The following is a 22,559-nucleotide window of genomic DNA, read 5'->3' on the forward strand; positions in this document are numbered from 1 at the left end:
AAATGATAAAGAGATTTTTATTTCCAATACTATTAATACTTAGTCAACATTTGTTAGCCCAAGTAAAGCAGGCGCAAAATCCCATCATTTTTGCTGATGTGCCAGATATGGCTATGATTCGTGTGGGAAATACTTATTATATGAGTAGCACAACCATGCACATGAGTCCGGGTGTGCCTATTATGAAATCAAAGGATTTGGTAAATTGGGAAATGATTGGCTATGCTTATGATACTTTAGCGAATGTAGATGATTTGAATCTTAACAATGGCAAAAGTACTTATGGCAGAGGCTCATGGGCAAGTAGCTTGCGCTTTCATAATGGTACTTATTATGTAACGACTTTTGCACAAACTACTGGCAAAACACATATTTATACGACTAAAGACATCGAAAAAGGACCTTGGAAAGCTATTTCTTTTAAGCCTGCTTATCATGACCATACTTTGTTTTTTGACGATGATGGTCGAAATTATTTGATTTATGGTGGTGGAAAACTCAAATTGGTAGAACTCAATGCTGATGTTTCTGGTATTAAAGAAGGAAGTACGGAACAAGTAATTATTGAAAATGCCAGTACTCCATCAGGGACTAAAGGTGGTTTGCCCGCAGAAGGCTCGCAACTTTTTAAAGTAAATGGTAAATATTATCTTTTCAATATTACTTGGCCTCGTGGCGGTATGCGTACTGTGGTAATTCACCGAGCTGATAAAATTACAGGACCTTGGGAAGGTAAAGTGGGTTTGCAAGATTTAGGAGTAGCTCAAGGCGGACTGATTGATACGCCTGACGGAAAATGGTATTCATACCTATTTCGTGATTTTGGTGGAGTTGGTCGGATTCCCTATTTAGTACCAGTAAAATGGGAAGATGGCTGGCCAGTATTGGGCGAAAATGGTAAAGTTCCTGAAAAATTAGACCTTCCAGCCAACAAAAGTTTAATCCCAAATATTGTGAATTCCGATGAATTTACTCGTAAAAAAGGAGAACCTGCGCTTCCATTGGTTTGGCAATGGAACCATAATCCCGATAATAATTTATGGTCTGTTACTGAACGAAATGGTTTTTTACGATTAAAAACTGCCAGAATTGATAGCAGTTTTGTATTAGCCAGAAACACACTTACTCAGCGAACAATCGGTCCTGTTTGTTCGGGAATTACTTCTTTAGATATTTCAAAAATGAAAGAAGGCGATTTTGCTGGATTAAGCCTTTTGCAAAAAGACTTTGGCTTGGTTGGCGTGAAAATTGAGCATGGAGAAAAATCAATCGTAATGTACAGTAATGCTTCTGGAAAACCTATTGAAGTACAAAAAGTGCCATTAAAGCAAAATACCATTTTTTTAATGACTGAATGTGATTTTAGAAATCGAGCTGACAAGGGTTATTTCTTTTACAGTTTTGATGCTAAAGATTGGAAACCGATTGGCGAAGCTATCAAAATGCCTTACACCATTCCGCATTTTATGGGCTATCGTTTTGGGCTATTCAATTATGCAACTAAAAATGTAGGCGGATATGCCGACTTCGATTTTTTTAAAATACAAGACAAACTTGTTTTTAACAAGTAATGTGTAGTGCCTAATGTTTTTCAAGGTTTGTCGATGCGATTTTAAATATTGATAAACATTAGAAATGAATTAATAGGCTTCTTATGTGAAAGAGAAACCCAATTTTATTTAAATACATAAGTTAAAATTTACCTACATGAAAAATACTATTTTTAAATACTTCCCTTTTTTAAGTATTGTATTTTCCCTCATTTCCAATGAGATTTATGCCCAAAATAATGCTTCATTTTACAATGCAGTAAAAACTTTTGTAAATCCAGTCTTACCCGGCGACCACCCTGACCCAACAATGATAAAAGTCGGAGACGATTTTTATCATTGTGGCTCAAGTTTCCATTTTACGCCTTACATGCCGATTTATCATTCTAAAGACCTTGTTCATTGGAAAGTAATCAGCCGAGTATTGCCACCACAAAAAGCTACTTGGGTAACCGACCAACCTTCTGCTGGTACTTGGCAAGGAGCGATTACTTATTTTTATGGCTCTTACTGGATATATTTTTCAGCAAATGGACAATGGTTTTCAAAAGCAGATTCTCCATTAGGTCCTTGGACTGAACCCGTTCAAGTAAAGTCAAATCCGAAAACTGGTCCTTTAGGTTATGATAATTCCATCTTTGTAGATGATGATGGAAAGCCTTATATGGTTATTAAAAATGGACAAAAAACCAACCGTCTGCAAGAATTAGGGAAAGATGGGCAACTTACGTCTTCTGTAATTGACCTTGATTGGATAAACGCTAAACTACAATACAGTTGGGCAGAAGGCCCAGTAATGTGTAAGCGAAATGGCTATTATTATTACTTTCCAGCAGGCGATGTTTCTGGCGGGCAATACGTACTTAGAGCTACCGCTCTTACCAGTGATTCTACTAAATGGGAGCGACTTGGCGAATTTTTCAAACCTATAACAGACCCTAAAACAGGCTTCCGTCGTCCTAATCATATTTCTGCGCCAATTCAGTTGGCTGATGGTACTTGGTGGACTATTGGACAGAGTTATGAAAAATATGATGGCGACGATTGGTCGGGCTTGGGTCGTCAAACGTCCTTATATCCAGTTATTTGGGAAGGTGACAGACCTTGGGGAATGGCACCAACAACATTGCCGATTGTTAAGCCAGCGCTTCCTGCATCCAAAACTTTGTGGAGAAGTGTAGATTCTGATGAATTTGACCAAACTTCTTTGGCACTAAGTTGGCATTTTCTCAGTAAAAAAGATGCAAATACAAATAGATATTCTTTAGAAGCCAGAAAAGGATGGTTGCGCTTAAGTCCCGACAGTGCTAGAACAAGTATTGTACAAAAAGAAACTGACCATTATTATTCAGCCGTGACAAAAGTTGATATAAATGCTTCATTATCAAATCAAAAAGCTGGACTTTATATGACAAATGGCGACCAAACTGTTTACGCAAGTCTTTATAGTGGTTTTGATAATGGCAAGAAAATTATCTTTCAATTCAACAAAAAAACGTATTCAATTCCAAACACTTTTGGAAATATCGCTTGGTTAAAGGTAACTAGAAATCAACATGATTTAACAGCTTTTGCAAGTGCCAATGGCAAGAATTGGGTTAAAATTGGAGAAAGTATCAGTCTTGTTAATCTTGATAAAACTCAACCAAAATACAATTCATGGGTTGGTACAAGTATCGGTTTATTTGCCGAAGGGAAATCTGCCGATTTTGACTTTTTTGTCTGCAAAGATGGTTTTTCAGAGCTTCCAGCCATTGGATACAGTAATTATTACGGCGTAGAAAAAGTGAAAATTGATAAAGAAGAAGCCGTTACAAATGATTCAAATTTAGGAGGTTGGCTGATGATTTCAGGAGTTGAATTAGGTAATAAAAGTAAATCTGCTTCGGAAATTCAAGTTCAACTGATGGCAAAAAGCATTGGGAAAATTGAGATTTGGCTTGATGATTTAAGTACAGGCAAACTAATCGCTACCATTCCTTTTTCGGCAACGGATGATTCTTGGAAAACAGTTACGCAAAAAGTAAAAGGTATTTCAGAACATCACGATATTTTTATCAAATTTCCGAAAGAGCAAAGCAAATTATTAAATATCAAAAGCATCCAGTTTAAATAAAATGGCAATGAAAAGAGTATATTTTTTAATAATAATTGGTCTATTGGTTACAAGTTTTAAAGCTTTTTCACAAGACAAAAACTTTTATATTTTTCTTAGTTTTGGGCAATCCAACATGGAAGGAAATGCCAAATTTGAAGCTCAAGATACTATAAATGTTGATAGCCGATTTCAAGTATTAGAAGCTGTAGATTGCCCCAATTTAGGAAGAAGTAAAGGCAATTGGTACACGGCTGTACCGCCTTTATGTCGTTGTCGTACAGGACTTTCCCCTGTTGACTATTTTGGAAGAGCCATGCTTGCTAAACTTCCTGAAAATGCTAGAGTAGGCGTTATTAATGTTTCGATTGGAGGCTGTAAAATTGAGTTATTCGATAAAGATAACTATGAATCGTATGTAGAGAAGTCACCAAATTGGTTGAAAAATATGGTGAAAGAGTATGATGGAAATCCTTATGGTCGATTGGTAGAAATGGCAAAAATTGCACAGAAAGATGGCGTGATTAAAGGCATTTTGTTGCACCAAGGAGAATCTAATACTAATGATTCACTGTGGACTAAAAAGGTTAAATTAGTCTATGGCAATCTAATGAAAGACCTTCATCTGAAACCTAAAAAAGTACCTTTATTAGCTGGAGAAACTGTAAATGCTGACCAAGGAGGTATTTGTGCAAGCATGAATAAAATTATAGCCACTTTACCAGAAACCATCAAAAATGCACATGTCATTTCATCAAGTGGTTGTACTGATGCAGCCGATAACCTCCATTTTGATGCAGCAGGTTATCGTGAATTAGGCAAACGTTATGCTGAAAAGATGCTTTCGCTGATGGGATTTTAACTTGAAAACCTATTATCAGACATCGATCGATAATAGGTTTTTGATATATATCCAACAAAATCCATCCAGTATCTGGTTGGATTTTTTTATTTAGTTTATTTTAAAATCCTTATGATTGAGTTGTTTAAGATATTCAAATTTTGCTATGATAACTCTTTAAGAATGGAACGCATTGATTACTCTCTTCTGATATTTCTAGTTGTTTTCTTTTCGATTGATAATCCCAGAAATCTTGATTTTATAAACTCCAAAATATAATTAAATGAGTTCTAAACTATTGGAGACTTGCTGCTGAGAAGTAAAAAAATGATGCTCATTGTACCATCTTTTTAGGTCGAATTCTTCGCTTTAATTGCTTAGAAAATAAGACAAAAAATAACGTTCAAATAACAAATTTCTTTATTGTTAGGCAACCAAAATTAATTCTAAATAAAGAGAAAGTTATGATATTAGACGTATAGATATCTATCCTTTTTTAACATGAATTATTGATGATTTTAGCAAAAGTGTTCTATAGAGGCTGTTTTATTTAACAATAATGGTGTTAAATAGACACTTTCCAAGATTACTGAACATTTGTAATAGATATTTAGTGATTAGTGCTACTCTATTTTTTAGCCATCAACTTACTTTGCAAAAGTAATTTCATATTATTTATTAAATGAATCATATTTATTTACCTATGAAACAATTCAACCTAACTATTTCAATCACTCGAAAAAAACTATACTTGGTTGTATGGTGTGTGTCGCTTTTGATTGGGTTTTCGGGCTTTTCGTTAAAAGCTCAAACAGTGAAAGGGACTGTTAAGTCTGCTTCAGGAGAAGGAATCCCTGGGGCAACCGTTAGTGTCAAGGGAACTAACCGTGGAGTTAGTGCGAGTAAAGATGGAGTATTTTCAATTGCTTGTTCATCAAAATCAATCTTGATTTTTAGCTCAGTTGGTTACAAAACACAAGAGATTTTAGTGGGAAACAAAACAAGCATTGATGTCGTGTTGGAGGAATTCCAATCTGCTTTAGATGAAGTGGTAGTGGTAGGCTACGGGAAGCAAAAGAAAGAAGGGGTTGTTGCTTCTGTTACCCAAACTACTGGTAAAGAACTAGAACGTGCAGGAGGTGTTTCAAGTATTGGTGCGGCATTGACTGGAAATGTACCGGGCTTAATTACCAATGCGAGTACTGGTCTTCCCGGTGCAGAAGATCCTCAGATTCTTATTCGTGGACGTAGTTCTTGGAATAACTCAGAACCGCTCATTTTAGTGGATGGTGTAGAACGCCCGATGACCAGTGTGGATATTAGTTCAGTAGAAACAGTTACTGTTTTGAAAGATGCTTCGGCAACAGCGGTTTTTGGTTCAAGAGGTGCGAATGGTGTAATTTTGATTACGACCAAACGTGGTAAAACAGGTAAAGCTTCTATCAGAGCGACAATAAACACTATCGTAAAAGCGCCTTCTAAATTACCTCAAAAGTATGATTCTTATGATGCTTTAAGAATTAGGAATGAGGCAATCGAATACGAACTTGTGACAAGACCTGAAGGATGGAGAGATTACTTGCCTCAGGATATTCTTAACAAGTATCGTAATCCAGCTGATTTAGCAGAAGCAGAACGCTATCCTAATGTTGACTGGGAAAAAGCATTGTTCAACGATTATGCCATTTCAAACAATGCCAATTTGAACATTAGCGGTGGTACCAATCTAGTGAAATACTTCACCAGTGCAGATTTCCTACAAGAAGCCGATTTGTTCAAAATCTATGACAATAAAAGAGGCTATCAGCAAGGTTTTGGTTTCAACCGTTTGAATGTTCGTAGTAATTTAGACTTTCAATTAACACCAAGTACGCTCTTTAAAACTAACCTTTCGGGTTCTTATGGAGTAAGAAAAAGTCCTTGGGGATTCTCTGGAAGTCAATATGGTCCGTGGATTGATGCCTACAGTGCCGCTCCCGATTTGTTTTTACCAAAATACACAGATGGTTCATGGGGTTTTTACGCACCTAACCAAGCAAGAGCAGAAAACTCGGCATTGAGCCTTGCCATTGGCGGTTTGCAATATCAAACTACTGCTCGTATAACGACAGATTTTACTTTAGATCAAGATTTGGATATGCTTGTGAAAGGACTGAGAGCTACAGGGACAATCTCTTTAGATAACACTTTTGTAGAATCAGACCGTGGAGTGAATGACCTCTACAATGGTACTCAACGTAAGTGGGTAAATCCTGAAACAGGTGTTGAAACCTTCCAACAAGCTGTTGATGGTATTACTGGCTTTGATTTTCAAGAAGGAATCAAGTGGGCGCCAGCAGCAGGAAGTATCGGAGCAAGTCAACGTCGTTTGTTTTATCAATTACAACTTAATTATAATAAAACCATTGCAGGTTTACATAACATAACCTTGATGGGTTTAACAAACAGAAACGTGTTTGCGAGTGGTAGTACGATACCTTCTTACAGAGAAGACTGGGTATTTAGAACTACTTATACATTCAATAACAAGTACACTGTTGAGTACAACGGAGCTTATAATGGTTCTGAACAATTTGCGAAAGATTACCGTTTTGCCTTTTTCTCTTCTGGAGGAGCTAACTGGGTTATATCGAATGAAAAATTCATGAATTCGGTGAAATTTGTCAATTCGATGAAACTTCGTATGTCTTACGGACAAACAGGTTTTGATAATCTAGGCGTAAGATGGCCATACTTAGAACAATGGGCTTATGGTGGAAGGTCAAGATTGGGAGTAACTGGTGAAGGTGCTGAACAAAGCCCATATACTTGGTATTCGCAAGCTACAGTAGGTAACCCAACCGTACAATGGGAGCAATCAGAGAAATTCAATTTGGGTTTAGACTTTGAACTTTTCAGAGGTTTTGTAAAAGGTAAAGCTGACTTTTTTCAGGATAACAGAAGTAAAATTTTGTTGACAGGAAGAGCAGATGTTCCAAGTTATTTTGGAGCATCTCCGCCAGTAGCCAACTTAGGTGCTGTTAAAGCAAGTGGTTATGAGTTAGAGCTTCATTTGAATAAAAATGTAGGGAAGTTCCGTTTGTGGGCAGACCTTAACATGACCCATACTCAAAACAAAATTTTAGAACGTGCCACGCCAGAATTGCTTCCAGATTATCAGAAACCAGAAGGAATGCAAATTGACCAAGCTTATTCATTTGTAAGTAAAGGGCTGTATAATAGCTGGGATCAGTTGTATGGAAGTGCGATGCACAACGTAAACGACAACCAAAAACTATTAGGCAATTACTACTTGGTTGATTATAATGGAGACGGAGTGATTGATACACAAGATAGAATTCCTTACGGACATACTGGTTGGCCACAAAATACCTACAATGCAACTATTGGTTTAGACTGGAAGGGATTATCAGCTTTTGTACAGTTTTATGCAGTAAATAATGCTACTCGTCAAGTAGTTTTTACAAGTTTAAGTTCGCAGAGCCATACGGTTTATCAAGAAGGAGCATACTGGTCGCCATCAAATCCTAATGGAACGCCTATTCCACGTTGGTTATCAACTCCTTTTGGAGATTATAGAGGTACTCAGTATATGTACGATGGCTCTTATGTAAGATTAAAAAATGCTGAAATAGCATACACATTAACCCCAGAACTTAGTAGGAAATTAGGACTTAGCAGTCTGAGAATCTATCTGAACGGTAACAACCTGCTTGCTTGGAGCAAAATGCCAGATGACAGGGAGTCGAATTTTGCTGGTACTGGTTGGGCTTCACAAGGAGCTTATCCTACAGTAAAGAGATATAACTTGGGTTTAAACATTACTTTCTAATTAACAAAATCATGAAAAAGAGCATAAAACTTTTGTGTGTAGCTGTAGTTTGTTCTATGACTTTTGGCGTTACTTCATGTTCAGATTTTTTGGATCGTGATCCTCAATCTCTGGTATCTGAAAAAGACGCCTTTAAAAACTTTGTAAATTTTCAGGGCTTTACCGAAGAACTCTACCATACAATTCCAGATTTTTCTAATGGTTATTGGACTAACTCTTGGAACTGGGGAGAAGATGAGATACAATCTACGGCTCAGAATTTTCACTTTGGTGTAAAAATCGATAATGGTGATTTTTGGGGCTGGCAACGCAATTTTGACGGCTGGCAAGCTGGTTGGATGGACCGTAACAATAACCAAACCAACGATGACCGTTTTACGAAATCACTTTGGGGACTAGGTTGGTATGGTATCCGTAAGGCTAATTTGGGTTTGGAAAATATTGATAAATTGACTGATGCCACGCAAGAAGAAAAAGACTTAATCAAAGGTCAATTGTTGTTTTTCAGAGGATGGTACCACTTTATGTTTATGCAATATTTTGGAGGACTTCCATATATTGATAAAGTATTACCCGGAGACCAAAAATTGACTTTGCCACGTCTTAAATACAGCGAGTGTGCCGATAAAGCCGCAGCAGATTTTAGAGAAGCTGCTAATTTATTACCAACTAACTGGGACAACACAACGGCAGGTAAAAGAACATTGGGTAAAAATACCTTGCGTATCAACAAGATTATGGCACTTGGCTATTTGGGTAAAAATTATCTTTGGGCAGGTAGTCCATTGATGAATTCAGTCTCAGGTGGAAGTACTGCTTACAATGCTGAATATTGCAAAAAAGCTGCTGAAGCCTTTGCTGAATTGCTCAATTTATGTGAAAGTGGCGAAGCTCCTTACCGCTTGATTCCTTTTGCACAATATTATACGAACTTTTATACGACTGGTCAGAACTGGCAAATTCCGGGCGGAACAGAAGCTATTTTCCGTGGGCCTTATTACGGTGCGAATAGCTCAAACTGGGGAACAAGTAAGCAATATAGCCCGCTCGTTATCAGTGAAGGCGATGTGAAATTTTTGCCAACAGCCAATTATGTTGACAATTACGGAATGGCTAACGGATTACCAATTAAGGACATTACCAAAGCCGACTCAGAATCTGGTTATAACCCAGAATATCCTTGGAAAGGCAGAGACCCACGTTTTTACAATGATATTATTTTCGATGGTGTGAGAATGGTAACAGGAAGTATTCCAAATGCTAGTGAGGTTAACAACCGTTATGCCAATTTACATACAGGAGGTTCTTATCGTGACATTGCTACGGGTAGTCGTACAGGATATTTATTATTCAAGTTTGTTCCAAGAACAGTAAACAAGTATGACCAAGGATATGGCTATGATAAAAGTCTCAACATTCACTTACCATATATGCGTTTAGCGGATATTTATTTGATGTACGCTGAAGCTGCTGCACAAGGCTATGGTTCGGCGATGGGCAAAGCTGGAACTTATTCTAAAACTTCAGTAGATGCCATCAACGTCATTAGAGATAGAGCAGGAGTGGGGCATGTAGATGCCAAGTTCTTGGGTTCTTTGGATGTTTACATGGAAGAATTAAGACGTGAACGTGCTGTTGAGCTTTCTTTTGAAGGACATCGTTTCAATGACCTCCGTCGTTGGTTGATGATTTCTAAAAATCCTTATACGCTAAAAAAATCAATTGAATTTGATAGAGCCACAGCAATTGATCCAGCAAAAGACCCTAAAGAAAACAGAGTTTTGAACATCAGAGAGTCTGTCATTTTAGAACGCAAATTTACTGCAAAACATAACTGGTTACCATTGAAGGTGAATGACGTGAATTTGTATCTGGAATTTTCTCAGAATCCTGGCTGGTAATGGGAGGCAAATCATATAATGAGATAATCAATAGATAAACGAACAAGAAATGAAGTTTATAAAAATAATTATGGTTTTATGTGCATTGCTGGCTTTTTCAAAAGCTACTATAATGGCACAGAATACCTCGACGATTAACATGAAAGCCACCGTGGTTGGCTCGAACAAACAACCCGTTGTTGGGGCTATCGTAAGTAGCTCTGACGAAATCGGAAAAGCTGTTACCACAGATGCTTTGGGTACTTTCAGCATTGAAATTCCTAAAAATGAGGTGTTATCAATTACTGCAAAAGGTTTTCAAACAAAATACATTACTGCAAACCAACAAATTGGTGAAATCATCATTGCACCAGAGGAAAACCAAGAACAAGTAAGTCTTGCTTTCCGCAATGTCGATAAACAAGATTTACTTGGTGGGATATCTTCTGTAAATGTGAAGGAACTTTTGAAAAAAAATTACTTTACGTACACACTAGACGGTATGGAGTCTTTCATCCCCGGATTTAATGGAAATAGTAACTGGGGAATGGGAAGTTATATGTTTATGATAGATGGTGTTCCTCGTGAGACAGGCAACGTAATGCCAACTGAAATTGAACAAATTGTGTTTTTGAAAGGAGCAAACGCTGTGGCATTATACGGTAGCCGTGCAGCAAAAGGAGTAGTGAATGTAATTACGAAAAGAGGTGTAGCGGGCAAAAGTAGATTTGACCTTAGAGTAAACAGTGGTGTAAATGTTCCTAGAGCTTATCCTAAATATTTGGGTTCGGCAGAGTACATGACTTTGTATAATGAAGCACGCAGAAATGATGGATTGACGAACTTATATTCAGAATCCGATATTTATAATCATGCTTCAGGAATCAACAAATACCGTTATCCTAATATAGATTTTTACTCACAAGAATACCTTAAAAGTGCTTATGGCAGTTATGATGCTACGGCTGAAATTTCTGGAGGAAATGAAAGAGTAAAGTATTATACCAATTTAGGATTTGCAACGTCTGGCTCACTTTTGAATTTTGGAGAAGCAAAAACCTACAATAATTCAGATCGCCTTAATTTCCGTGGAAATATTGATGTCAATTTGAATGAGTTCATAAGCTTGAATGCTGATGCTACGGCTATTTTTTATACTGGTCGTGGAGTAAATGCTAACTTTTGGAATAGCGCAACAACTGTTCGTCCGAACCGTTTTGCTCCACTAATTCCACTTAGCATGATTGAAAAAGAAGATGCAGTTTCACAGCTTTTAATTCAAAATAGTAATAATATTATCGATGGACAATATTTACTTGGAGGTACTCAGTTAGACCAAACGAATCCAATTGCAACCATTTATTCTGGCGGTAATAACCAGTATGCTAACCGCCAATTCCAATTTAATACAGGAATTAAAGCCGACCTCAAAAATGTTTTGAAAGGCTTGAGTTTCAAATCTAATTTTGCGGTTGACTATGCTACTGAATATACATTGGCATATAATTATTCTTATGCTACTTATTCGCCTACTTGGAATAAATACAGTGGAACCGACTTAATCAGTAGCCTTGCTGTTTATAACCAAGATGCAAAATCTGGCACTCAGAACGTATCTGGAAACAAATATCGCCAAACGATTGCATTTTCAGGACAGTTAAATTATGACAGAACCTATAATGAAAACCATCATTTATCTGCTATTTTATTAGCGAATGGTTTTCAACAATCAGAATCTGCGATTTACCACAAAACGAGCAACGCCAATTTAGGATTTTTAGCAAGCTATAACTACAAGCATAAATATTACATGGATTTGAGTACTGCTTACATTCATTCTGCTAAACTTCCACCAAGTAATCGTCAAGCATTTTCTCCCTCAATTTCTTTAGGTTGGAGATTGAGTCAAGAAGGTTTTCTTAAAAATTCTAACGTAGTTGACGATTTGAAATTGACAGCTTCTGCTAGCATTTTACATACAGATTTGGATATTCCAAATTACTATTTATACCAAGGTGTTTACACGGGTGCTGGTTCATGGTATGGTTGGAAAGATGGTACAGGTATTCAAGCCACTGAATCAAGAAGAGGAGATAACCCTAATATGACATTCCCTAAAAGAGAAGAAATTAATATAGGGTTTGAAGGTTCGTTTTTCAAAAGATTATTAATAGTAAACGGAACATTCTTTGTGAATAAAATTTCAGGAAATATCATTCAGGCGTCTGTTTTATTCCCAAGTTATTTTACAACTGGTTTCCCTGTTTCTTCTTTTATTCCTTATGTAAACTACAATGAAGACAAGCGTGTTGGTTTTGACTTCGGAGCTACACTAAATAAAAAATATGGTGAAGTAAATTGGACATTGGGCGTGAATGGTACATATTATCAAACCACTGCTATTAAAAGAGCCGAACTATATGAAGATGATTATCAAAACCGTCAAGGAAAACCACTTGATGCTATGTGGGGATTACAAAGTTTAGGACTATTCCAAGACCAAGCAGATATTGTAAATTCTCCATCGCAAACATTCGGACAAGTAAAACCTGGAGATATTAAATACAAAGACCAAAATGGTGATGGCATTATCAATGGCCAAGACGAAGTGTTTTTAGGAAAAGGTGGTTGGTTTGGTGCTCCGCTTACTCTAGGCGTAAACCTTACTGCCCAGTGGAGAAAACTTACTTTTTTAGCAGTGGGAGTGGGTCGTTTTGGTGGCAATGATATGCGTCGTAGCTCATACTTCTGGGTGGATGGCGAAGATAAATATTCTGAAGTAGTTAGAGACAGATGGACAGAAGAAACAAAACAAACGGCTAAATATCCAAGACTGACAACGTTGAACAGCGATAATAATTTCCGTTCTTCTGATTTCTGGATTTATAAAACAAATCGTTTTGACTTGACTAAAGTACAGATTACTTATGATTTAACAGATGTATTAAAGATGAAATCTTTTGTACGTGAACTTGGCGTTTATGTCAATGGTTTTAACCTGCTAACCGTTTCAGATAATCGTGAAATCATGGACCTTCAACTTAATGTTGGAGCAGCACCACAAACACGTTTGTTCAATTTAGGCGTAAAAGCCCTTTTCTAAGTTTTTGAAAATATCATATTTTGAATATTATACTATGTTTTATATGAATAAAGGAATATTAAAACTACTGGTTTGCGCTGCTGTATTGCTGACCGGATGCGAAGACCTAATAGAACCTGCTATTGAAAATAACAGACAGTTAGATCCTAGTGCTTATTTACCAAGTGACTCAAGATTTCCATTCGGTATCTTACTCAATGGCTATAACAGAGTGCCAACAAATTCATGGTCTTTCAATGACGTGGCAACTGATGATGCTGTAAGTAATGACCAAGACAATGGCTATCTAAAAATGGCAACAGGTCAATGGACAGCCAACAATAATCCAGCTAATCAATGGACAAATTGTTTTGCAGGAATTCAATACTTGAACATCATGCTTGGAGAAGTAAACAAAGTTCAATGGGTAACAGACCCAGTGGCTAATAGATTGTTTACGACTAGAATTAAAGGAGAAGCTTATGGGCTTCGTGCTTTATTGATGTACCATCTTTTACTAACACATGCAGGTAAAGGAGTAAGCGGAACAATGCTTGGAGTACCTATTTTATTGAAACCACAGACAACTTCTGATAATTATAATCTTCCAAGAGCTTCTTTTGATGATTGTATGAAACAAATTTATCAGGATTTAGACAGTGCTGATGTCAAGCTTCCTTTAGACTATCAGAATTTTTCATTAGGGCAAGAATCTCTGATACCAGCAAAGTACGGGCAAGTAACGCTTGAACAGTATAACCGTGCATTCGGGGTTACTTTCAGCGGTTTGTTTACGGGTCGTATTGCTAAAGCAGTAAGAGCGCAAGCTGCATTACTGGCTGCCAGCCCAGCCTATAATAATGGAAATACAAATAAATGGACAGATGCCGCCAACTACGCTGCCAATGTATTGAATTTGAATGGAGGGTTGAACGCTGTAACAAGTAATGCAGCGAGTGGTCTTACTTGGTATGCTAATACTGCTGAGATTGCAAATATTAAGGACGGAGCTAATCCACCTGAAATATTGTGGCGTAATAACTGGGGAGAAAATAGAGATTTAGAACAAGCTAATTTTCCACCAACATTATTTGGTAACGGACGTATTAACCCTACTCAAAACCTTGTAGATGCGTTTCCAATGCTAAATGGGTATCCGATTAATAACTCAAACAGTGGCTACAATACAGCCGACCCATATACTAATCGTGACCCACGTTTGAAAATGTTTGTGCTTGTGAATGGTACAACCGCTGGTGTAAATAATACAGCCATCAATACCACTGCTAATGGTACAACCAATGATGCGCTTAATAAAGTGGCAACATCTACAAGAACGGGTTATTATTTGCGAAAACTGTTGCGTCAAGATGTAAACCTAAATCCTACATCTTCTACCAATCAGCGTCATTATAAACCGCATATTCGCTATACAGAAATTGCTTTGGCTTATGCAGAAGCTGCTAATGAGGCTTGGGGACCTACAGGTACGAGTACAAATGCTTACTCAGCTTATGATATCATCAGAGCCATCCGAAGAAGAGCTGGCATTGGTACAAGCAACAACGATGCTTATCTGGAAAGTGCAAAAGGTAATAAAGACATGATGCGTACATTAATTCGCAATGAACGTCGCTTAGAACTTTGTTTTGAAGGATTTAGATTTTGGGATTTACGTCGCTGGAACGCTGAACTAACTGAACCAGCCAAAGGAGTAAGCATCCAAAATGGTGTTTATACCTTACTTCCTGCTGTACAAGACAGAGTATTCCAGAGCTATATGAAATACGGACCAATTCCTTATTCGGAAATCTTGAAGTTCCCTGCACTTGAACAAAATGAAGGGTGGAATTAATAATCAGCTATAATTTTATTATTGACAAAATTTAATATTTATGAAGAACTTAGTTTTAATGTCGCTATTGATTCTGATTGGACTAGCCTCCTGCAATACGGAAAATGAGTTCCCAGATTTCAAATACCAAACTGTATATTTCGCTTATCAGTACCCTGTAAGAACAATTACTTTGGGCGAAGATACTTATGTGAATACAGATTTGGATAATGCCCATAAATGCCAGATTTATGCCACAACTGGGGGCGTTTACGAAAGTAGAAAAGATGTATCTATCAAAGTTGCGGTTGATAATTCATTGCTGAAAAATGGTTTACTATTCGGAGCAGGGAAAGATGAAGTACTTCCGATGCCTAGTAATTATTTCACTTTAGGTTCAGATAAAATTATTATCCCTAAAGGAACGCTTGCAGGTGGAGTAGATGTACAATTAACGGACGCTTTTTTTGCTGACCCGAAATCAATCAAAAACACTTATGTCATTCCTTTAACGATGACAAGTGTAACAGATGCTGATTCAATACTTTATGGCAAACACTTTGTTTTGTATGCTATCAAATATGTAAATCCTTGGCATGGAAATTACCTCAGACGTGGAAAGGACGTTGTAACGGGTACTGTTAATCAAACGGTGGTGCGTCATGCAAAATATGTGGAAAGTGACGAAGTAAATAAACTTACTACGAAGTCATTAAGCGAGCTAGAATTTCCTGTAGTATTCAAAGACAAAGACAACAAAAATGTATCTGTGACACTTTCACTAAAGTTTGAAGGCGATGGAAAATGTACTATTGCTTCAGCAACAAGTGGTTATACCGCAACAGGAAGTGGTGCTTTTGTGAAAAAAGGAGAGAAAAATAGCTGGGGAAACAAAGACAGAGATGCACTGTATTTGAAATACGAAGTAAATGTTTCGGGAATGAAAATTTCTACTTCAGATACCCTCGTTATGCGTGATCGTACAGTAACAATGGAAACCTTTTCGCCAGTGGCAAAGTAATGATTTGTCTAAATTAGAACCGTTATTTTATGAATAAATTATATAAAATTGCACTTGGTCTGACCTCCCTTTTGGCGACTTCGTGTAGCACTTATGAGCCACTGGAGTTCGATGTGCAAAAGCCTGAAAGCATTGCGCTTCAGGAAGATATTGATGCTTATCCCGCATTAAAATCTTACATCAATCGCAGTGCTCATCCTAATTTTAAATTTGGAGTTGCTCTGTCTCTTAATGATTATGTCAATAAGGGAGTAATGTACCGACTTGCCAATAAAAACTTCGACGAAATAGCTTTGGGTTATGAAATGAAGCATGGTGCAGTAGTACAAGCCGATGGTAGCCTAGCGCTAGATAACGTTGGCAAATTATTAGCGGCAGCAAAAGAAAACAATATTTCAGTGTATGGGCATACTTTATGTTGGCATGCTAATCAGAATGCCACTTATTTGAAAAAGATAATTGCACCTGATATCTTGTCATCAACAGGTCCTGGTTGGGATTTAATTACCGCTGCTGATTTTGAAAGTGATGCAGCCACTAATTTTCAAAGTAATGCTAATGCAGTAATATCTTACACTGCAATGGGCGGTGGAGCCAACGGAGTTGGAAGAGCATTGAAAATCACCAATGCAAGTGTTCGTGCCAATGATTGGGAAGCTCAATTTTTCTTAAAATTTGCTCCAGCAGCTGTTTTAGGAGAAAAATACATACTTAAAATGGATGTGAAGGCAGATGTTCCTGCAACTTACCCAACTCAGGCACATGTAACGCCTGGTGCATACAAACACTGGGACTTTTTTGGAGCTATTTCGGCGACTTCAACTTGGACTACTTATACCAAAGAGATTACAGTTACTGCCGATATGGCTACTTGTGGTGCAATTGCGTTTAATCTAGGTAAAACGGCCACTAATTTTTATTTTGATAATATCACTTTAACAAAGTATAATGCTACAGGAAGTATTCAAACAAAAGAAAAAACTGCTGAGCAAAAGAACACACTCATTACCAGTGCTTTGGACAAATGGATGTCAGGAATGTTGGCAGTAAGTAAGCCTTATGTAAAAGCATGGGATGTTGTAAACGAACCAATGGACGATGGCAAGCCTTACGAACTTAAAACAGGAGTAGGCAGAACTTTAGTTGCTGATGAATTTTACTGGCAAGATTATATGGGTAAAGATTATGCCGTAACTGCTTTTCAATTAGCTAGAAAGTATGGTAATGCTGGAGACATACTTTTCATCAATGATTATAATCTGGAATACAGTCTGGATAAATGTCGTGGACTTATTGCCTATACAAGTTATATCGAAGGAAAAGGAGCGAAGGTTGATGGTATTGGAACACAAATGCACATTGATATTAAATCGGATAAAGCCAAGATTGCAGAGATGTTTAAATTATTAGCTGCGACTGGTAAATTGATTAAAATTTCGGAATTGGATATTGGTTTAGGAGGTGTAAAAACAGCAAATGCTACTCAGGAACAATATAAAGAACAAGCTGAGATGTATAAATATGTTATTGACAAATATTTTGAGCTTATTCCTGCTGCTCAAAGATATGGTATCACTTTATGGAGTCCGTTGGATAGCCCAGCTAATTCAAGTTGGAGAGCTGATGACCCAATTGGTCTCTGGACACAGCAATATGTAAGAAAAGTAGCCTATTCGTATGTAGCAGAATCTATTAAAGCAAATATGAAATAGCATTTTAGATGAAAATCACTTTGGTGAATTTGCAATCCCCCACATCTAACGATGATGGGGGATTTGCTTCAATAAAAGGGTTGAGGTAGATTTAAGAATAAAAGCTACTTTAGTACAAATATTGAAAGATAAAGATATTTTTGGCTTTTAGAAATAAATTTGATAGGGTTGTAAATTTATTCTAAAGCATATAGTTTGGATTAGGGGATGGATATGATTTTGTACGCCAAACCAATAGTTGTTAGGTTAAAGTCTAGGAAAATGAAAAAGCTTTACTTTTTAGTCATCACTTTTTTAGTTGCTCATTGTATTATTGGGCAACAAAAGGAATATAAATTCATTAATTTAAGTAGTAAAAATGGACTGTCCTCCAATTCTATTAATGCCATTATTAAAGATAAAAATGGTTTTATGTGGTTTGGTACAGAAGATGGGCTCAATAGATTTGATGGACAAAATTTTGTTGCATATTACCATAAAGATAATGACAGCACCAGTATTGGAAGAGGTCCAGTAACAGCAATGACACAAGATAAAGTAGGTAACATGTGGTTAGCGACCAATTTTACTTTGTCTGTTTATAACCTGAATTTGGATTCTTTTATTAACTATGACTTTACTAAGTTTGGATGGATTATCAGTTTGTGTGCCGACCATTCCGGTAAAATTTGGGTTGGGACTTACTCTGGCTTGTTTGTTTTTGACCCAGTGACCAAAAAAGTTAAAGCTTTTAAAGCAAATACTGCCCAAAAATATAGCTTAAATTCGAACACAGTTCTTTGTATTTTTGAAGATAGTAGCAACAATATTTGGGTTGGAACTGACAATGGTTTACATCTTTATAATCCCTCCAAAGGGCAATTCACTAGATTTCTGAGCGACTCAAATCGTCCTAATGCTATTTCATCCAACCTAATTAATAGTATTGCCGAGGACAAAAAAGGTAAACTTTGGATTGGTACTATCAAAGGCGGGCTCAATGTAATGGATGTTGCAAAGGCTAGTTTTACCTGTTATAAATCTGATGCTAATGATGTAAATACGCTATCGAGTAATCATATCTATAAAGTATTATTTGATAAAACTGGGCAACTTTGGGTTGGTTCAGACGGGAGCATTGATATTTTTAATCCACAAACAGGTAAAGCTACCAGAGTAAAAAGCTCATTGTTAGAACAAAACGGTTTTGTACCAAGTACTAGTGGGCGTTCGGTTAGAGATATTTACATCGATGATGCTGGTATATATTGGTTTGCGGTTCATCAAGGAGGAGTAAATAAGTATGATACTAATTTGACTTTTTTTAACCATAAAAAATATAATTCATACGATCCTAATGGATTGACTGGTAGCTCAGTAATGGCATTTGGTGAAAGCCCTTCGGGTGATATATTCGTCGGAACAGAAGGAACAGGGCTGAATTTGTTTAATCGTAAAACGGGTCAGATAAAACCTTATCGACTAAAAGAACAAAAGGCAAACGTTTCCTCAGTAATTGCTTTAGAATCTTCGAAAGGAATACTCTGGATTGGTACTTATCAGGCTGGGTTATATAATATTAATATGACTACAGGTGCTTCGAGGTACTTTCATATTCCTAAAAGTAAAACCGATGCTGCTGATTCACCTGTAAATTGTTTCAAAACAGATTTAAATGGGAAAGTCTGGATGGGAACGAATGGAAGTGGTGTTCATCGGTATGATCCTGCTAGCAATTCCATAGAGTCGGAGGAAAAGATTTTTCAATTGGCTTCAGGACAAAAATTTCCATTAAACGGTTTCATTACAAGTATCGAACAAGACAAGTTGGGGAATTTCTGGATTGGCTCAAACGGTACTGGTATAGCCGTGTATTATCCAGCACAGAAACGTTTTCAGGTATTTAATCATGGTAATAGTGGGCTTCCGATAGACAAAATACAGAGTATTTTTTGTGACCATGCAGGTAGAATATGGATTGGTTCTTTGGGCGGTGGACTGTGCTTGTATAAAGTTAGTACAAATTCTTTTGAACGATTTGATGAAAATTATTCATTATCAAACAATGTAGTTTATAAAATTTTAGAAGACGAAAACGGGAAAATATGGATTAGTACCAATAAAGGAATTAGTTCTTTTGACCCACACAAAAAAGTATTTAGAAATTTTACCTATTATAATGGCGTGCAGCAAAGTACTTTTAATGTTGGCTCAGGCTTGAGAACCTCTGACGGAACCTTATTTTTTGGTGGGCTAGACGGGTTTAATTATTTTAAATCTGCCAATATTTTTCAAAAAAAGAATGTGCCACCACTTGTAATTACGAGCTTAAAAATCAATAATAAACAAGTAAATGCTTCTGAAAATGCCGAAATAACAGAACATATTTCGATAGCAAAAGAAATGGTTTTGAGCTATAAACAGAACTTTTCGCTAGATTTTATGGCATTAAATTATACTGTTCCGCATGAAAACAGATATTCTTATAAATTAGAAGGATTTGATAAAGAATGGAATCATGCAGGAACGGCAAATACAGCTGTTTATACCAATTTAGATCCAGGAGAATACACATTTAGACTTAAAGCCTACAGCGAAGACGGTTCTTGGCAAACACCCGAAAAGGTGATTAATATAATTGTGAAACCCCCATTTTGGCGTACTTATTACGCTTATTTCTTTTATTTTTTATTGATTGTTGGCGCTGTTTGGGCTATCAGAAGAAGTTCTATTCAAAAGCTGAAAAATGAATTTTCCAGAACACAAGAGCGATTGGAAATGAAACATTTAATTGAAAAAGAGCGACACGATGCAGAGCAAAAAATGGAATTGGAGAAAATCAAAGTTAAATTCTTGACGAACCTGAGTCATGAATTAAAAACGCCATTAACGCTGGTATTGAATCCGATTGAAAACCTGATGTTTCAAGAAAATAGTACTGAAAAATTGGAGATGCTTAATTTGATAAGTAGAAATGCCAAAAGACTTTTAAACTTAGTAAACCAATTACTTGACTTTAGAAGAATTGAAGCCAATGAATTAAACCTTCATAAAACTGAAGGTGATTTGGTTTCGTTTTCTCAAGAAATTGTAGATTCTTTCAAATATATCGCCGTAAGAAAAAGGATAAATCTTCATTTTGTAAGTGCTTATAGTTATTACCAAACCACTTTTGATAAAGACAAATTAGAGCGGATTTTGATTAATTTACTCTCTAATGCCATAAAATTTACCAATGATGGCGGAAATGTAAGCTTTCAGATTGCTGCTGATGGCGATACTGGTGTCAGATTAATTCTTCGTGATACGGGCATTGGGTTACCGACAGAAATGACCGATAAGATTTTTGAAAGATTTTTTCAAGTAAATAACAATGCTGACATATTAAATCAAGGAAGTGGAATAGGGTTGTCGATTGCGCAAGAATTTGTCAAGTTGCATGGAGGAACTATAAAAGTAGAAAGTGAAGAAGGAGTAGGAAGTGCTTTTATGATTTCATTACCATTACTTCCGATTACTTTCCAACAAACAACACCACAAATAATCATCAATGAAGAATCAAATCCTATTGAAAGCTTCGCTAAAAACGAGCCACCAAAAATGGAAATGCCTGTTGTATTGATTGTAGATGATGATGACGATTTACGAGCTTATTTAGTTGAAAGTTTGAAGACAAAATATAAAATTATAGAAGCCTCAGACGGCAGACAAGGCTGGCAAAAAGCATTGGCTTGTCATCCTCAGGTAATCATCAGCGACGTCAATATGCCCGGAATTGATGGAATAGAAATGGTGCGTAAAATTAAAACCGATAACCGAACCAAGCACATTCCTGTTATTATGCTGACAGTTTTATCGGAAGAAAATGACCAGCTAAAAGGTTTAGAATCAGGTGCTAGTGACTATTTAACTAAGCCATTCAGTTTTCATTTATTAAGTATCAAAATAGAAAACTTATTGAGTTTAAACAGTTTGTTGAAAAACACATACAGCAAGCACATACAAGTTGAGACGCCAGAAACGGAAGTAGTTTCAGAAGATGAAAAATTCTTACTGAAGTTTTCTCGTTATGTAGAAGAGCATATTGAGAATCCTAATCTTTCGATTGAGGAATTAAGTAAAGCCATGTTTGTGAGTCGAGGAACACTTTATGTAAAAGTATTAAGTTTTACAGGTGAAACGCCCGTTGAATACGTAAGGTCCTTGAAATTGAAAAAAGCGCTTTCGCTTTTGCAAAAGAACGATATGAAAATTTCGCAAATTGCTTACTCGGTAGGATTCTCCAATCCAAATTACTTTGCCAGAGCCTTTAAAGCAAAGTATAATGTATCACCATCCGAATACGTGGCGCTTAATAAAAGTGCTGTTGTTTGAGGTTTGTGTAGAATTAAAACAAACCCATTGATTGAAGATAAATTTAGTTGATAGCTCAAATTTATCTTCAATCAATGGGTTTTCTATTTTAATTTATTCCTAATAATATTTACTTAGAACTCCAGATTATCTAAATACTTCACAAGAAGCTTATTTTCTATTGATTTAAAAAACATTTAAAATTTTGTATTAAACAGCTAGTAAAGTGATATTTACAGAAATAATACAACATTTTTAATACACAATTGTCAAATATTGAACTATCCTTATATTTTATTTTAAAAAAACTTTAAATGCAAGGTAGGGTAAAACGAAAATTTGAAGTCTATGTAATTGAAAGTGCAAAAACTATTAAAGTT

General features: G+C 36.4%; 10 protein-coding genes. All 10 read left to right on the forward strand.

Going from position 1 to position 22,559, the window contains the following annotated elements:
• Positions 1-2 precede the first annotated feature (2 nt).
• The 10 genes from ABID42_RS08610 (at position 3) to ABID42_RS08655 (ending at position 22,200) form a co-directional block, all read left to right on the forward strand.
• A complete protein-coding gene (locus tag ABID42_RS08610; protein WP_367283304.1) occupies positions 3-1,571 on the forward strand; it encodes a glycoside hydrolase family 43 protein in 1,569 nt (522 codons plus the stop codon).
• 136 nt (positions 1,572-1,707) lie between these two features.
• Positions 1,708-3,666 carry a family 43 glycosylhydrolase gene (locus tag ABID42_RS08615; protein ID WP_367283305.1) on the forward strand — a complete coding sequence of 653 codons (1,959 nt, stop codon included), beginning with the start codon at positions 1,708-1,710 and terminating at the stop codon, positions 3,664-3,666.
• Between the two features lies 1 nt (position 3,667).
• Positions 3,668-4,507: a sialate O-acetylesterase gene (locus tag ABID42_RS08620; protein WP_435521472.1), complete on the forward strand. Its 840-nt coding sequence runs from the start codon at positions 3,668-3,670 to the stop codon at positions 4,505-4,507.
• A gap of 661 nt (positions 4,508-5,168) precedes the next feature.
• Positions 5,169-8,318, forward strand: a complete 3,150-nt coding sequence (locus ABID42_RS08625) for a SusC/RagA family TonB-linked outer membrane protein (protein ID WP_323259413.1) — start codon at positions 5,169-5,171, stop codon at positions 8,316-8,318.
• Between the two features lie 11 nt (positions 8,319-8,329).
• Positions 8,330-10,219, forward strand: coding sequence for a RagB/SusD family nutrient uptake outer membrane protein (locus tag ABID42_RS08630; RefSeq protein WP_367283307.1), 1,890 nt, complete (start codon positions 8,330-8,332; stop codon positions 10,217-10,219).
• Positions 10,220-10,331: 112 nt separating this feature from the next.
• The gene (locus tag ABID42_RS08635; RefSeq protein ID WP_367283308.1) at positions 10,332-13,301 is read left to right on the forward strand and encodes a SusC/RagA family TonB-linked outer membrane protein; all 2,970 of its coding nucleotides are present in this window, start codon (positions 10,332-10,334) and stop codon (positions 13,299-13,301) included.
• A 43-nt stretch (positions 13,302-13,344) separates the two neighbouring features.
• Positions 13,345-15,135 (forward strand): RagB/SusD family nutrient uptake outer membrane protein, encoded by a 1,791-nt coding sequence (locus ABID42_RS08640; RefSeq protein WP_367283309.1) that lies wholly within the window; start codon positions 13,345-13,347, stop codon positions 15,133-15,135.
• A 40-nt stretch (positions 15,136-15,175) separates the two neighbouring features.
• The gene (locus ABID42_RS08645; RefSeq protein ID WP_323259405.1) at positions 15,176-16,135 is read left to right on the forward strand and encodes a DUF5627 domain-containing protein; all 960 of its coding nucleotides are present in this window, start codon (positions 15,176-15,178) and stop codon (positions 16,133-16,135) included.
• Between the two features lie 29 nt (positions 16,136-16,164).
• A complete protein-coding gene (locus ABID42_RS08650; RefSeq protein WP_367283310.1) occupies positions 16,165-17,847 on the forward strand; it encodes an endo-1,4-beta-xylanase in 1,683 nt (560 codons plus the stop codon).
• 261 nt (positions 17,848-18,108) lie between these two features.
• Complete coding sequence (locus tag ABID42_RS08655; protein WP_367283311.1) at positions 18,109-22,200, forward strand: hybrid sensor histidine kinase/response regulator transcription factor; 4,092 nt, start codon at positions 18,109-18,111, stop codon at positions 22,198-22,200.
• The last annotated feature ends 359 nt before the right edge of the window (positions 22,201-22,559 follow it).

The organism is Arcicella rosea (assembly GCF_040543805.1).
In the GTDB taxonomy this organism is placed as follows: Bacteria; Bacteroidota; Bacteroidia; order Cytophagales; family Spirosomataceae; genus Arcicella; species Arcicella rosea.